The organism is Streptomyces sp. NPDC002125, from assembly GCF_053593715.1.
On the sequence record NZ_JBSFDD010000013.1, the window covers coordinates 85,662 to 101,100 of the forward strand.

The window sequence follows — 15,439 nt, forward strand, 5'->3', positions numbered from 1 at the left end:
GGCTTTCCGGTCCTGCTGTTGTTCTCCGGGTCTGCCGCGGTTCCGGGGGCTGCTGCTGGGTGCCCGGAACCGCCGCAGGGCTACCTGGATCTGCCGGGCGCGGGAGGCGCGTCAGATCCGCTGCCAGAGCGCCGGCACGTTCGGCGGCTGCCAGCCGGCCTGTGCCTGGTGGCCCTGGAGGCAGCGGTAGCTCGCGCCGCCGTACGTCACCACCGCGCCCGCGGCGTACGTCGTCCCCGCGGCCCAGGTCCCGCCCGGCTCGGTCGGCGGGTCCGTCGGATCGGTGGGCGGGTCGGTCGGGGTACCGCTGGTGACGAGGGTCAGGCCGTAGGCGGCCAGCGCCGGGTTGACCGGCTGGTAGTACGTCGTACCGCCCTGGGAGCAGTTCCCGGAGCCGCCCGAGGTGACGCCCTGCGCCTGGCTGCCCGAGATGAACGAGCCTCCGGAGTCCCCGGGCTCGGCGCAGACGCTGGTGCGGGTCACACCGGTGATGGTGCCCTCGGGGTAGGTGACGCTGCTGCCGTGCTGCTGGATCGTGCCGCAGTGCCAGCCCGTCGTGGAACCGGAGCGGCAGACCGAGGACCCGGCCACCGCCTGGGTCGAACCGGCGACCGTCACATCGCCGTTGCCGTACCCGTTGACCAGGGCCCTCGGCGTCCAGTTGGCGTTGGTCGCGACCCAGGCGTAGTCCCGTCCGGGGAAGGTGGAGCCCTGGAAGGAGCCCTGCGCCTGCTGGTTGACGCCGGTCGTGGTGACACCCGGGGTCCCGCAGTGCCCGGCGGTGACGAAGCCGTTCTGCGTACCGCGCTTGACGGGGAATCCGATGGAGCAGCGGCCCGAGCCGTTCATGTAGTACGCGTCGCCGCCACGCAGATCCGCGTAGGCACGGGGCTGTTCGGCCGAGCGGTCGACCCGTACGAGTTCACGGGGGACACCGGCGGCGGCCAGGAGGCCGTCCGCGGCGCCGGTGCGGGAGGCGTTCACCACGAGGCGGTTGGCGCTGATGTCGACGTACCAGGAGGGCACGTTCTCCGGGGTCTTCTTCCGTGCCACCTCGTCCAGGGACGCCTTGGCGGCTTCGAGGCGGTCCAGGCTGTGGCCGACGACCTCGGCGCGGGCCCCGGCCCCGGTGATCCGGGCGATGTCGGCCCGGTCGGTGGTGGCGACGGTGAGCACGGCCGAGTCACCGCTCACCCGGGCTCCGGCGAAGTCCGGGCCGAGCGACTTCTCCAGCGCCGCCGCGACGGCGGCCGCACGGTACTCGCCGGCTATCCGGGCGCGGGCCTCACCGGGGTCGAGGCCGAGGTCGCGCCGCATGGCCTCGATCAGTCCCGGGGAGAGCTGTTCGGCGGCGGGTGCGGTGCCGGCCGCCTGGCCGGCCGATGCGACTCCGGTCAGACCTGCGAGGGCCAGCGCGCCCACCGCCACGGCGGCGGCTCCCGCGGCGAAGGCGCGTCTGCGCAGCATGGTGGTCTCCACGTCACTCTCCTTGTGTTCGGGGGCGTCGAACTGCGCGGGCTCGCTGGGAGCGAGGCCCGGCGGGGGTGGGGAACTGCCGAGAACGTAGCCGCGCCCGGCCCTGGCGCAGGAGATCCCGTCCGCCCCCTACCGCCGCGTTATGGGGATGTCCCACGAGGCCGCCTGGACCCGCTTCCACCCAGGTCAGGGGAGGCTCACCCGGCACGCCCCGGGCCGTCCCCCGGCCCGGGCACCGCACGGCTATAGGCTCCGGCCATGGCGACGCACGAGCACGAGATCACCGGGCCTGTCGACCTCTGTCTGCCGGACGGCACCCTGAATCCGGCGGCGGTCGGCTGGTCCAGGCAGCCGCTGCACCGTTCGAACCTGCGCGGCTGGGGGCGGACCAAGCGCTGGGAGTACTGGTGCGTGACCACTCCGACGCATCTGGTGGCGCTGACCGTGAGCGACCTCGACTTCCTGGCGCTGAACTCGGTCTACGTCCTCGAATTCGGCCCCGGAGGCCGCGAGTTCGAGTGCTCGTCGATCGTCCCCGCCGCCCGGGGCGTGCATCTCCCCGACACCATCGCCGGGGCACCGGGCTCCGAGGACGTGGTGGTCGGCCCCGCGCGGCCGACGGGCGGCAAGGTCCGCGTGGAGATCCGGGACGAGAACGCCGGCACGAGACTGCGGGCCCGCTGCCTGACCCCGGACCGGCTGCCGCTGGAGGTCGGCATCCTGGTGGCACGGCCGGAGGACCACGAGTCGCTGTCGGTGGTCGTGCCCTGGAGCGATCAGCGCTTCCAGTACACCTCCAAGCACACCGCGCTCCCCGCCACCGGCCGGGTGCGGATCGGCCGCGAGATCCTGACGTTCGGTGGCAAGGAGCAGGACTCCTGGGCGGTGCTGGACCACGGCCGGGGACGCTGGCCGCGCAGCGTCGACTGGAACTGGGGCGCCGCGTCGGGGCGTACGGGCGGGCACACGGTCGGCCTCCAGTTCGGCGGGCGCTGGACCGAGGGCACCGGGTCCACCGAGAACGCCCTCTGCGTCGACGGCCGGCTCACCAAGATCGGCGAGGAGCTCGACTGGAGGTGGTCCACCTCCGACCCGCTGGCCCCCTGGACCGTCCGGGCACCCTCGTCCGGCCAGGTGGACCTGACGTTCACCCCCTTCCACAACCGGTCCGTGCACACGGACGCCGGGCTGATCGCCAACCGCACCGACCAGTGCTTCGGCCACTACACCGGCCGGATCCGCACCGACGAGGGCGCCGAGATCGCCGTGGACCAGCTCCTGGGCTGGGCCGAGGATGTCCACATGCGCTGGTGACTCCCCCGCGCGGAACCGCGCGGGTAGGTTTCCCTCCATGCATATAGGCCCACTGCTGGGCTCGGGACGCACCGCCGACGTGTACGCACTCGACGGCACCTGGGCCCTTCGCCGCTACCGCGCCGACATCGACACCACCGGGGAACTGGCCGTCATGTCGTACCTCTCGGCCTCGGGCTTCCCGGTCCCCCGCATCGGACCGCCCGTGGAGGCGGCGCGGCGCACGGACCTGGTGATGCAGCGGCTGACCGGGCCGACCCTGGCGGACGCACTGCTGGAGGGCACGGTCACCGTGGCCGAGGGAGCGGACCTGCTGGCGCGGCTGCTGCGGGAGCTGCACGCGATCCCCGCGCGGCTCTCCCAGGACCCCGACGACCGGATCGTGCACCTGGACCTGCACCCGGAGAACGTGGTCCTGGCTCCGGAGGGCGCTGTGGTGATCGACTGGATGACGGCCTCGGAGGGGCCGCCGGCGCTGGACCGGGCCATGTCCTCGCTGATCCTGGCGCAGGTGGCCCTCGCCCTCCCGTCCGCCGCCGGGGCTCAGGTGCGGGACTTCCTGGCGGCGCTGCTCACCGAGTTCGCCGACGACGGCGGTGTACCCGCGGCCTGCCTCACCCGGGCCACCGTCCTGCGCGCGGCCGATCCCGGGCTCACGGAACGGGAGAGGGCGGTGCTGGAGGGGGCGGCGGAGCTGGTCGCGTCACTGGCGGGCTGACGGTCTCTCCCCACCCGGGAGCAGATCTGGTGTGGCGGCCCGGTCCACTCCCCCGGACAGCGACTGCGGCGTCCACTCCTCCGGACACTCTCCGCGGCCCGGTCTCCGTACAGCCGCCCGCAGCAGGGCCGTTCACTTCCGCAGATATGCCAGCACGGCGAGCACCCGGCGGTTCGTCGCGTCCGTCAGCGAGAGGTCGAGCTTGGTGAGGATCGAGCCGAAGTGCTTGCTGACCGTGCCCTCGCTGACCGTCAAGGCCTCGGCGACGGAGGCGTTCGAGCGGCCCTCCGCCATCAGGGCCAGCACCTCCTGCTCACGCGCCGTCAGCCGCGACAGCGGATCGCGGCGGTGCCTGAGCAGCTGGCGCACCACCTCCGGGTCGACGACGGTGCCCCCTTCGGCGACCCGCCGGAGCGCGTCGACGAACTCCTCGACCTTCCCGACGCGTTCCTTGAGCAGATAGCCCACGCCCGTACCGTCGCAGGAGTCGAGCAACTCCTCGGCGTACGCCCGCTGGACGTACTGACTGAGGACCAGGACGGGCAGTCCGGGCCGGGCCTCGCGGAGGGCGACGGCGGCCCGTAGCCCCTCGTCGGAGAAGCCGGGCGGCATCCGTACGTCCGTCACCACGATGTCCGGCCCGTGTTCGGCCACGGCGGCTGTGAGCTCCTCGGCGCTGCCCACACTCGCCACCACCTGGTGGCCGAACCTCTCCAGCAGGCCGACGAGGCCCTCCCTCAGGAGCACGCTGTCCTCGGCCAGCACGATGCGCAGCATCATTCCCTCATTCGACCAGGTGAGCAGGGGGCCCTGGGCACGTCGAGCCGGAGCACGGTCGGCCCTCCGGGCGGGCTGGACAGTAGCAGCCGGCCGTCCAGCACGGAGAGCCGGTCGGCGACCCCCTGGAGCCCGGTGCCCCCGGCCGTCGCCGCACCGCCGTCCCCGTCGTCCCGTACCTCGACGGTCAGCCGCTCCCCGTCCACCCGGCCCGTGACCCGCGCCCGGCTCGCCCCGCTGTGCTTGGCCGCATTGGCGAGCGCCTCGCAGACGGCGAAGTACACGGCGGTCTCCACCGGTTGCGGGAGCCGTTCCGGCAGGTCCAGCTCCACATCGACCGGGAGGGCGGAGCGGTCGGCTATGTCCTCGACCGCCGCGGCCAGGCCGCGGTCGGTGAGCACCTGGGGGTGGATGCCCCGGATGAGTTCCCTGATCTCCACGAGGGCCTCGCCCGCCTCCTCGTGCGCCTTGGCCAGGAGGCCGCCCAGCGGCTCGGCCGGGCTCTCCAGCCGGGCCAGGCCGAGTGTCATGGAGAGGGCGACGAGCCGCTGCTGCGCGCCGTCGTGCAGATCACGTTCGATCCGGCGGCGCTCCGCCTCGAAGGCGTCCACCAGCCGCATCCGGGAGCGCCCCAGCTCCTGGATGCGGGCGTCCACTCCACCGGTGTCGGCCGACAGCAGCGCCCTGGTCAGCGCCGCGCGCGCCACCGCGGCCCATCCGAGGGGATAGGCGAACAGCGGCAGCAGCGCCAGCCCGAGCAGCGCGGCGGCGAAGGCCCCCGGATACGACTCGGCCAGATAGAGCTTCAGCACCCGCACCTCCTCCCCTCCGGTCACGGCCGCCATGACCAGCGGCGTCGCCAACAGCCCTCCGCAGAAGGCCAGTACACCTCCGACGAGGAGCCCCTCCAGGGGCCAGAGCACCACGGCGAACAGCAGCGCGTAACCGAACTCCCGCCACGTGGCCTGCTCCCGAAGCCGGATGCGCAGCCACGCCGTCAGCCCCGCGCGCTCCGGGGCCCTGTGCGGATCACCGAGGGGTTCGGGGTCGATCAGCCGCAGCCTGCGCCGCTCCACGGCGGCCACCGGAACGCCGATCAGAGCGAGCGTCAACAGGAGCGGCAGACCGACGAGTACGAGGGTGAGGGCACCGCCGACAGTCGCCAGCAGCAGGACCGTCACGAGGAGGGCCAGCCCGGCCGGGACGCTGCTCAGCAGGTACAGCGCCGCGCGCCACGGCCAGCCGCCGAGGAGATAGCGGCGGCGCACGAGGGCCTGCCGCAGGGTGAGGGAGCTCATGGCCCGCACGGTAGACAGCCCGGGCCGGGGACCACCACCCAGCGGGCGGGGGGACGGGGGTGGAGGTAGCTCCACCCTCAGGACTCCCCCTCGCTGCGATGTGGGCGCGCGGCGCCGCCGGTTGAGTGGGACCCATGAATCAGCCACCCTCAGCCGTACGCCTCGCCACCGTCACCAGGTCCTTCGGGAAGGGCCCCGAAGCGGTCACCGCCCTGGACGGCGTCAGCCTCGCCATCCCCCGGGGCTCGTTCACCGCGATCATGGGACCGTCCGGCTCGGGGAAGTCGACGCTCCTCCAGTGCACGGCCGGGCTCGACCGGCCCACGTCCGGCCGGGTGTTCCTCGGCGACACCGACCTCACCCGCCTGAGCGAGCGCAGGCTCACGCTGCTGCGCCGCGAGCGGATCGGCTTCGTCTTCCAGGCCTTCAATCTGCTGCCCTCGCTCACCGCCGAGCAGAACGTGGCGCTGCCGCTCCGGCTGGCGGGGCGCGGCCCCCGGCGCGCGGAGGTGCGTGAGGTGCTGGAGCGGGTCGGCCTGGGTTCGCGGGCCGGGCACCGGCCCACCGAGCTGTCCGGGGGCCAGCAGCAACGCGTCGCCCTGGCACGCGCGTTGGTCACCCGGCCCGAGGTGCTCTTCGGTGACGAGCCGACCGGCGCCCTCGATTCCCGTACGGGCAGGGAGGTGCTGGAGCTGCTGCGGTCGATGGCCGACGGCGGCCAGACGGTGATCATGGTGACGCACGACCCGGTGGCAGCCTCCTACGCGGACCGGGTGGTGTTCCTGGCCGACGGATCGATACGGGACGAGCTGCGCGACCCGGCCGCCGAGCAGATCGCGGCGCGCATGACCGCCCTGGCGGTGGTCCCGTGCTGACATCCGCCCTCTCCTCGATGCGGACCCGCTGGGTCACCTTCATCGGATCGTTCGTCGCGCTCGCCCTGGGCGTCGGGCTGATCGCCATGACGGGTCTGGCTCTGGCGGCCACGTTCGACGCGCCGGAGCGCGCGCCGGAACGCTTCGCCGCCGCGCCCGTCGTGGTGGCCCCGTCGGACACCCTGCGGGTCGCCACGCCCATCGGGGAGCGTACGGCCCGGCTCACCGACCCCCGTCCCGTGCCTGCGGAACTCGCCGCCCGGCTCGCGACCCTGGGGCGTACGGCCGAGGACCGTACGTTCCGCGTGGACCTGCCCGGCGGGACGGCTGTCGGGCACCCCTGGTCGATCTCTTCCGCCACCCCGTACCGCCTCGTCTCGGGCCGCGCTCCGGGCGCGTCCGACGAGATCGTGGTGACGGCGGGCACGACCGCCGGCGAGGGCACGGAAGCGGGCAGCAGCGGCTCTCGGTTGCGGACCGGCGACCGGGTCCGGATCACGACCCCCGGCACCCCCTCGGGGACCGGGACCCGGACGGTCGTCGGCACCGTCGCGGACGCGGGCTTCGAGACGGCGGTGTTCTTCAGCGACGCCGAGGCGGCCCGTATCCACCCGGCCGTCGACGCGGTGGCCGTGCACGCCGACGCGGACGCCGTACGGGCGCTGACCTCGCCGGTCCGCGGGATGAGCGTCCTGACCGGCGACGGCCGGCACCGGGCCGACCCCGATCCCGACCGGGACAGCGAGGCGCTGACCGCCGTCAACGCCATGCTCGGCACGGCGGCAGGCATCACCGGCTTCGTCTCGGTCTTCGTCGTCGCCTCGACGTTCTCCTACGCCGTCGCCCAGCGCAGAAGGGAGTTCGGCCTGCTCCGCACGGCGGGCGCCACCCCGGGCCAGGTGCGGCGCACGGTCGTCGCCGAGGCGCTCGTGATCGGCGTACTGGCCTCCGCCACCGGGTGTCTGCTGGGCCGGGCAGCCGCGCCCCTGCTGGCGGGAGAGCTCGTCGACCAGGGCTTCGCCCCCGCGTGGTTCGCCATCGGCGACGCGTCCTGGCCGCTGCACGCCGCCTTCTGGACGGGCCTGGTCGTGGCACTCGCCGGCGTGGCGGCCGCCTCCCACCGGGCGGGCGGCATCCGGCCCGTGGAGGCGCTCCGCGACGCGGCCGTGGACGAGGGCCGGATGCCCCTGAGCCGTGTCCTGCTGGGGGCCGCCGTCCTGCTGACCGGTCTCGGGCTGCTCGGCTGGTCCCTGCTGACCGACCCCGGGGACGTGCTCAAGCGGAAGACGTACATCCTTCAGCCGATGTGGCTCGTCGTCGGCTTCGCGCTGCTCGCCCCCCTGCTCGTACGCCCGCTCACCCGCCTGCTCGGCCGGCTGCCCGCCCGGCTTCCGGGCGCCATCGGCCTGCTGGCCCGGGAGAACGCGTCGGCCGCCGTCCGGCGCACCTCGGCCGTCGCCGCACCCGTCCTGATCACCGTCGCTCTGGCGGGCTCGCTCCTGGGCACCGTGGCCACGCTCGCCGAGGCCAAGTCCGGCGAGGTGGCGGCGGTTTCGTCCGGCGCCGACTACATCGCGGGCGGCGACGGCCCGCTCGACCCGCGCTTCCTCCAGCGCGTACGGAACATCCCCGGCACGGTGACCGGCGCCTCCCGCACCACCGGGGTCACCGTCCTGGAGGAGGGCACCGCGCTCATCTCCTCGGAGGCCAGGGCGGCGGAACCGGCCGCACTCGCCGCGACCACGCACCTGCCCCTCGTGGCCGGGAGCCTGGACGGTCTGGACGACGACTCCATCGTCGTCAACGAGGAATGGGAGACACACACGGTCGGCGCACGCGTCCACGTCTGGCTGGGCGACGGCCGCGAGGCCTCCCTCAGGATCGCGGCCGTGCTGCGGACCGGCACCGGAAGCAACGGGGTGTACGTGACCCCCGCGAACGCGTCCGGCGCCCCCGTCGACCGCGTAGCCATCACCCTCCGGGACGACGCGGACGCCTCGGCCGTACGCACCCTCCTGGAGAAGGCCGGACGCGACACGGACACCCGGGTCCTGACGGCGGACGCCTGGGTCGCGGCGCACTACCCGCACACCGGCGGCAACACCCGCGCGGGCCTGCTCCTCATCCTGGGCATCGCCCTGCTGTACACGGGCATCGCCCTCGCGAACACCCTGGTCATGGCCACCTCGGACCGGGCAGCCGACCTGGCGGCCCTCCGCCTCGCCGGAGCCACGAAACCGCAGGTCCTCCGACTGGTGGCGGCCGAGACCCTGCTGGTGGTCACCGTGGGCGCGCTCCTGGGAGGGGCGGTGGCGGGCCTGAACCTGCTGGGCGTGAAGGCCGCCCTGGCCCTGCTCTCGGTGAGTTCCCCGCTCGCCGTCCCCTGGCCGGCCCTCGGCACGGTACTGACCGCCTGCGCGGCACTGGCCACCGTCGCCGCCCTACTGCCCGCCGTCGCGGCCCTGCGCACACGACCGGTGGAGCTGGCGGGCACCCGCGAATGACGCGGAGGCGGCGGGCGGGTCTGTCGCGCCGGACGGGGCCCTGGTGCCGAGGGCCCCGTCACTGGTCCCGGGAAAAGCAAAAGCCCCAGGTCACGGCGAGTGAGTCCTGAGGCTTAAGCGGAGCCGCCTTCGGGATTCGAACCCGAGACCTACGCATTACGAGTGCGTTGCTCTGGCCAACTGAGCTAAGGCGGCACGCTCTGTCGCACCATGGTGCGGTCAGCAGCGACGCCAAGTCTACACAGTTTCCAGGGGTGCTCCGCACCGCCCGCCCCCGCGGCCGTATCCGCAGGTCAACCGCACTTCTTGCCGTCCTTGGGCGGGGTGCCCTCCAGCAGGTAGGTGTTGATCGCCGTGTCGATGCAGTCGCTGCCCCGGCCGTACGCCGTGTGCCCGTCGCCCTCGTAGGTGAGGAGGGTCCCGGAGGAGAGCTGCTCCGCGAGTGCCTCGGCCCACTTGTAGGGAGTGGCCGGGTCGCGGGTGGTGCCGACCACGACGATCGGAGCGGCGCCCTCCGCCTCGGTGCGGTGCGGGGTGCCCGTGGCCTCGACGGGCCAGGAGCCGCAGTTCAGGGCTGCCCAGGCGAAGCCCCTGCCGAAGACCGGGGAGGCCTTCTCGAAGTCCGGGAGCGCCTTCTCCACCGCGGAGGCGTCGGCGAAGGCGGGTTCCAGGTCGAGGCAGTTCACCGCGGCGTTGGCGAACATCAGGTTGGCGTACTTTCCGCTCGGATCCCGCTCGTAGTAGCTGTCGGCCAGGGCGAGCAGACCGGAGCCGTCACCGTTCTGCGCGGCGGCGATGGCCTCGCGGAGCTGGGGCCAGGCGCCCTCGTCGTACATGGCGGCGATCACACCCGTGGTCCCGAGGGACTCGGTCAGCTGCCTGCTCCCATCGGTCTTCGCGGGCGCGGAGTCCAGATCGCTGAAGAGCTTCTTCAGCGCGGTCGCGGCGTCCGACGTGTTCGTGGTGCCGAGAGGGCAGTCCGTCTGCTTCACGCAGTCCGCCGCGAAGGACTGGAACGCCGCCTCGAAGCCGGCGGTCTGGTCGCGGTTGATGTCGATCGCCGGGAGCGAGGGATCCATCGCCCCGTCCAGGACCAGACGGCCCACGCGGGCGGGGAAGAGATCGGCGTACGTCGCGCCGAGGAAGGTGCCGTACGAGGCGCCGACGTAGTGCAGCTTCTCGTCACCCAGCAGGGAGCGCAGGATGTCCATGTCACGCGCCGTCTCGACCGTGGAGACATGCGGGAGGATCGTGCCGGAGCGCTTCTCGCAGCCGTTCGCGAACGTGTCGAAGGCCTTGCCGAGTCCGGTGACCTCGCCCGGGTCGTCCGGGGTCTGGTCGACCTGCGTGTAGGCGTCCATCTCCTTGCCGGTCAGACACTCGACCGGCTCGCTGCGGGCCACACCGCGCGGGTCGATGGCCACCATGTCGTACCGGGCGCGGACGGCGGCCGGGTAGCCGATGGCCGCGTACCCCTGGAGATAGCCGATGGCCGAACCGCCGGGGCCGCCGGGGTTCACCAGGAGCGAGCCGATCCGCTCGCCGGGCCCGGTGGCCTTCTTACGGGAGACGGCCAGCTCGATGTCACCGTCGTCGGGCTTCGCGTAGTCCAGCGGGGCCTTCATCGTGGCGCACTGGAAGTCCTCCACACCGCAGTCCCGCCAGCGCAGCTTCTGCCCGTAGTACGGTTCGAGCTCCTCGGCGGCGGCCGAACCCGTCGCCGACGCGCTGGGCGCCGAACTGCCGCTGCTGCAGCCCGAGACGAGAAGGCCGGCAGTGCCGAGCGCGGTGGCGAACGTACGGAGCAGGCGCCTGGTGTCCATCCCCGGAGCGTAGCCGCCGGGGGACGACTCGGCCGATTCCCTGCTCGTACGGGTGAATTCACCTCAGGGCTGTCCGGGAACAGGAGCAGGCCGATCCCGCCGGCCCCGGGTGTCAGCCGGCCCGGAGCGCCATCGTCATCGCCTCCACGGCGAGCAGCGGCGCGACGTTGCGGTCGAGGGCGCGGCGGCAGGCGATCACGGCCTCGATCCGGCGCAGGGTGCGCTCGGGGGTGGACGACTCGGCGATCCGGTCCAGGGCGTCCCGTACATCGGTGTTGGCGAGGGCGAGCCGGGAGCCGAGCTGGAGCGCCAGCACATCGCGGTAGAACCCGGTGAGCTCGCTGAGCGCGAGATCGAGGCTGTCGCGCTGTGTTCGCGTCCTCCGGCGCTTCTGCCTGTCCTCCAGCTCCTTCATCGCACCGGCCGTGCCGCGCGGCATCCTGCCCCCGGCCACGCCGCCGAGCGCCGCCTTGAGGTCCTCCGTCTCCTTGACGTCGACCTCCTCGGCCATCTGCTTGGCGTCGTCCGTGGCCGTGTCGATCAGCTCCTGGGCCGCCTTGAGGCAGCCCCCGACGTCATGCACGCGCAGGGGGAGCTTGAGCACGGCGGCCCGCCGGGCCCGCGCCCGCTCGTCCGTGGCGAGGCGGCGTGCCCTGCCGATGTGCCCCTGGGTGGCCCGGGCGGCGGACGCGGCCCGCTCGGGGTCGATGCCGTCGCGTCTGATCAGCACATCTGCCACGGCGTCCACCGGCGGCGTACGCAGCGAGAGATGGCGGCAGCGGGAGCGGATCGTCGGCAGCACGTCTTCGAGGGAGGGGGCGCAGAGCAGCCACACCGTGCGTGGCGCGGGCTCCTCCACGGCCTTCAGCAGGACGTTGCCCGCGCCCTCGGTGAGACGGTCGGCGTCCTCCATGACGATGACCTGCCAGCGGCCCACGGCCGGGGACAGCTGGGCGCGGCGGACCAGGTCGCGGGTCTCCTTCACGCCGATGGAGAGCAGATCCGTGCGGATCACCTCGACGTCCGCGTGGGTCCCGATCAGCGCCGTGTGGCAGCCGTCGCAGAACCCGCAGCCCGGCGCCCCGCCCAGGGCGCGGTCCGGGCTGACGCACTGGAGCGCCGCGGCGAAGGCGCGGGCGGCCGTGGCCCGGCCGGAGCCGGGCGGGCCGGTGAAGAGCCAGGCGTGCGTCATCTTCGAGCCGGGAGGCACCGGCTCGCCCTCGGAGTTGGCGGTGACCAGAGCATCGGCGTCCCGGGCGGCGGCACCGAGCTGCTCCTGCACCCGGTCCTGTCCGACCAGGTCGTCCCATACGGTCATGGTCACCGCCCTTCCGGTGGTGTCGTGCGGGGAAAGCCGCGTTCCCAGCGCTTCCCCATTGTGCGGGAAGGGTCTGACAATCCCGGCTTTCCGTCCCCGGGCCCCCCGCCCTCGGGCGGCGGGCCCCTCACCACCCGCCCGTCAGCGGCGCGGCCGGCGACCGCCCCGGCCGGAGCCGTCCTGGTCGTCCTCGGAGCCCCCGAGCAGTTCGTCGGCCAGGGACGGCAGATCGTCGAGCGGGGTCTCCTCGGCCCAGTCGGGACGCGGTCGCTTCTGCCGGCCGGAACCGCCCTGAGCGCCGCGCCCGGCCTGCGGGTCGTCGCCGACCTGGGGCAGCTCCCGCGTGCGCTCGTTCTCGCCCTCGGGGCGAGAGGCACCGCGCTCGTCCCGGAAGACACCCGGCGGCACCCGGTCCGACGGGTTCTCGTCGCGCACGGGCGGCAGCACGGCCGTCTCCTCCGCGTCCCGCACCGGCCGGTCCGGCCGGGCGATCGGCACCGGCTGCGTGATCTCGTTCGGATTCACGACCGGGGTGGGCACGGTCAGCTCGTTGTCGGGCACGGACGGCCCGGAACGGCCCGACGGCCCCGACTCACGGTGCCCGGCCTCACGGGAACGCTTCGCGGCCTCGGCCTCCGCCCGGGCAGCGGCCTCGGCCTCCGCCCGGGCAGCGGCCTCGGCCTCGGCGCGGCTGCGGGCCTCCTCGGCCCGGACCAGCGCCTCCTCGGCCTTGCGCTGCTTCTCCAGGCGCAGTTCCTCCGCCTCCTTGCGCAGCCGCGCCTCCTCCTGGGCCTGCTGGCGCAGCCGCTCCTGCTCGGCCTCGCGCACCCGCTCCTCGGCCTCGATCCGGGCGCGCTCCTCCTCCGCACGGCGGCGGGCCTCCTCGGCGCGCTGCCTGGCCTCCTCCGCCTGCCGCTCGGCCTCGCGCTGCCGCGCCTCTTCCTCCTCGCGGCGCCTGCGCTCCTCCTCCTCGGCACGGAGCTTGGCGAGCTGGGCCTCCCGCTCACGCTCCAGCCGCTCCTCCTCGGCCTTGCGCGCGGCCTCCTCCTCGGCCTTGCGCCTGGCCTCCTCCTCGGCGGCCCTGCGCGCCTCCTCCACGGCCTGGATCTCGGCCTCGGAGAGCGGCAGGAGCTGGTCCAGCCGGTGGCGTACGACCGTGGTGATCGCTTCGGGTTCCTGTCCCGCGTCCACCACCAGGTAGCGGGCCGGGTCGGCCGCGGCCAGGGTCAGGAAGCCGGACCGCACCCGGTTGTGGAACTCGGCCGGCTCGGACTCCAGCCGGTCGGGGGCCTCGGTGAAGCGTTCCCGAGCGGTCTGAGGGTCGACGTCCAGGAGGACCGTCAGATGCGGTACGAGCCCGGTCGTCGCCCAGCGCGAGATGCGGGCGATCTCGGTCGGGGCGAGGTCACGGCCCGCCCCCTGGTAGGCGACGGACGAGTCGATGTAGCGGTCCGAGATGACGATCGCACCGCGCTCCAGCGCCGGGCGGACGACGGAGTCGACGTGCTCGGCCCGGTCGGCGGCGTACAGCAGTGCCTCGGCGCGGTTCGACAGCCCGGCCGACGACACGTCGAGCAGGATCGAGCGCAGCCGCTTGCCGACCGGGGTCGCTCCCGGCTCGCGGGTCACGACGACCTCGTGCCCCTTGGCACGGATCCAGTCGGCGAGCGCCTCGACCTGGGTGGACTTGCCGGCTCCGTCGCCGCCCTCCAGGACGAGGAAGAAGCCGTTCGCCGCGGGTGCCACGGCGGGGTCTCCACCGCGCAGCGCCTCGCGCAGATCACGGCGGAGGGGCACTCCGGACCGGTCGTCGGTCTTGGCGAGGACGATCACCGCGACGGGCAGCAGCAGGGCGCCGACGAGCATCAGCGTGAACGCCGCCCCGCCGTGCGCGAAGACGAAGTCGCCCGATCCGAGACGGTGACGCCCGATGGCGGCGGCGACCAGCGGGCCGCCCACCGCGCCGAGCGCGACCAGCACCCGGACGACGGCCTGGAGGTGCTCGGTGGACCTGGCCTGCCGGGACGCCTCCGTCTCCTGGTCGATGACCGTGTGCCCGATGTTGGCGGCGACCCCGGCCGCGTAACCGGCGACCAGGGCGATCAGCAGCCCGGTGGCCGTGTCCGGCACCAGGCCGAGCGCGAGGAGCGCCACCCCGGTGACGGCGATGGCCAGGGCGAGCAGCCGGCGCCGCGACAGGGTGGGCAGCACCTTGGGCGCCGTACGGATGCCGAGCGCGGTGCCCCCGGTCAGGACCAGGATCAGCAGCGCGAAGGTGGCGGGCCCGCCACCGAGGTCGGAGGCGTGCAGCACGGAGACGCCCGCCGCGGCGGCGATGGCCCCGGCAACCAGGGCGCACGCGGCGACGACCAGCCGGATGCTGCCGGTGCGGCCCTTGTCGGGCCCCGTTCCGGTGGCCGGCCTGCGCAGGCCCTCCAGGGGAGAGCGCGGGCGGGGCGTGCGGGTGTCCGGCAGTTCGAGGAAGTACAGGGTGGAGATCGAGGCGGAGAAGAGTCCCGCCGCGACATACGAACCGAGCGCGGCCTGGTGCACGGAGAACCAGTCGAAGCCCGTACCGAGCAGCTCACCGATCAGCGCGGCAACCACGAGAACGGCAGCGGCGGCGGGCACCGCCAGGAAATCGGTGCGCAGCGAGAGCCTGCGCAGAGCGTCGAGGTGGTCGGGCAGGGGGCGCACGGCGGCGCCCTCCGGGGGCGGGGGCGGGAGCAGCGCGGGCGCCGCGCTCTCCTTGGCCACCGTCCACAGCCGCTCGCCGACACCGGTCACGAAGACGGTGATCAGGATCATCATGAGTGCCTTGTCCGGCATCCAGTCGATCCACAGGGGCGCGACGACCAGCAGAGCGAGCCGCAGCCCGTCCGCCCCGATCATCAGCCAGCGCCGGTCCACCGGACCGGCGGGCGCCGTGAGTGCCGTCAGGGGCCCAAGGAGCACGGCTCCGAAGAGCACGGTGGAAAGAATCCGGGCACCGAACACGGCGGCGACGGCAAAGGCCGCCCCGCGGTATCCGGCCCCGAAGGAGCCCTCAAGGACCGCCGCCTGCAGCGACAACAACACCAGCACGAGAAGGGCGAGTGAATCGCCGATACTCCCGACGAGCTGTGCGCTCCACAACCGCCTGAGCGGGGGAACACGCAACAGGGCTCGTACGGCGCGCTCGCGTGAGTCTGCGGCAAGTGTGTCGGAGGTGGGGCTCACGACCGGTGGCTGCTCGGCTCGCGTCATCCGCCCAGCCTATCGGGAGCGGTGCGGTACCCGGGGGCCGCGTCCGAACATATGGCCGCTGGAATCCGGCCACCTGGGGTGCGTACGCCG

10 protein-coding genes and 1 tRNA gene are annotated in these 15,439 nt (G+C 73.7%); 4 read left to right on the forward strand and 7 right to left on the reverse strand.

The window, feature by feature from the left end:
• Nucleotides 1-111 precede the first annotated feature (111 nt).
• A complete protein-coding gene (locus tag ACWCQM_RS22490; protein ID WP_450916937.1) occupies nt 112-1,479 on the reverse strand; it encodes a carbohydrate-binding protein in 1,368 nt (455 codons plus the stop codon).
• 255 nt (nt 1,480-1,734) lie between these two features.
• Here ACWCQM_RS22490 and ACWCQM_RS22495 point away from each other — a divergent pair, with 255 nt between their 5' ends.
• Nucleotides 1,735-2,790: a DUF2804 domain-containing protein gene (locus ACWCQM_RS22495; protein WP_450916938.1), complete on the forward strand. Its 1,056-nt coding sequence runs from the start codon at nt 1,735-1,737 to the stop codon at nt 2,788-2,790.
• A 37-nt stretch (nt 2,791-2,827) separates the two neighbouring features.
• Complete coding sequence (locus tag ACWCQM_RS22500; RefSeq protein ID WP_450916939.1) at nt 2,828-3,508, forward strand: phosphotransferase; 681 nt, start codon at nt 2,828-2,830, stop codon at nt 3,506-3,508.
• Between the two features lie 132 nt (nt 3,509-3,640).
• On the opposite strand, the gene ACWCQM_RS22505 is transcribed toward ACWCQM_RS22500, so the two are convergent.
• Nucleotides 3,641-4,285 (reverse strand): response regulator transcription factor, encoded by a 645-nt coding sequence (locus ACWCQM_RS22505; protein ID WP_450917037.1) that lies wholly within the window; start codon nt 4,283-4,285, stop codon nt 3,641-3,643.
• Nucleotides 4,285-5,583, reverse strand: a complete 1,299-nt coding sequence (locus ACWCQM_RS22510; RefSeq protein WP_450916940.1) for a sensor histidine kinase — start codon at nt 5,581-5,583, stop codon at nt 4,285-4,287. Before ACWCQM_RS22510 ends, ACWCQM_RS22505 begins: the two co-directional genes overlap by 1 nt.
• Before the next feature lie 134 nt (nt 5,584-5,717).
• Between ACWCQM_RS22510 and ACWCQM_RS22515 the strand changes: the two genes are divergently transcribed.
• A complete protein-coding gene (locus ACWCQM_RS22515) occupies nt 5,718-6,458 on the forward strand; it encodes an ABC transporter ATP-binding protein (protein WP_450916941.1) in 741 nt (246 codons plus the stop codon).
• Nucleotides 6,452-8,962 (forward strand): FtsX-like permease family protein, encoded by a 2,511-nt coding sequence (locus ACWCQM_RS22520; RefSeq protein WP_450916942.1) that lies wholly within the window; start codon nt 6,452-6,454, stop codon nt 8,960-8,962. Before ACWCQM_RS22515 ends, ACWCQM_RS22520 begins: the two co-directional genes overlap by 7 nt.
• Nucleotides 8,963-9,083: 121 nt before the next feature.
• On the opposite strand, the gene ACWCQM_RS22525 is transcribed toward ACWCQM_RS22520, so the two are convergent.
• The 4 genes from ACWCQM_RS22525 to tmk all read right to left on the reverse strand — a co-directional run bounded on the left by ACWCQM_RS22525 (nt 9,084) and on the right by tmk (nt 15,349).
• A tRNA-Thr gene (locus tag ACWCQM_RS22525) sits at nt 9,084-9,157 on the reverse strand.
• Nucleotides 9,158-9,255: 98 nt separating this feature from the next.
• Nucleotides 9,256-10,785: an alpha/beta hydrolase gene (locus tag ACWCQM_RS22530; protein WP_450916943.1), complete on the reverse strand. Its 1,530-nt coding sequence runs from the start codon at nt 10,783-10,785 to the stop codon at nt 9,256-9,258.
• Nucleotides 10,786-10,897: 112 nt separating this feature from the next.
• Nucleotides 10,898-12,103 carry a DNA polymerase III subunit delta' gene (locus tag ACWCQM_RS22535; protein ID WP_450916944.1) on the reverse strand — a complete coding sequence of 402 codons (1,206 nt, stop codon included), beginning with the start codon at nt 12,101-12,103 and terminating at the stop codon, nt 10,898-10,900.
• A 141-nt stretch (nt 12,104-12,244) separates the two neighbouring features.
• Nucleotides 12,245-15,349, reverse strand: a complete 3,105-nt coding sequence (tmk, locus tag ACWCQM_RS22540) for a dTMP kinase (protein ID WP_450916945.1) — start codon at nt 15,347-15,349, stop codon at nt 12,245-12,247.
• Between the last annotated feature and the right edge of the window lie 90 nt (nt 15,350-15,439).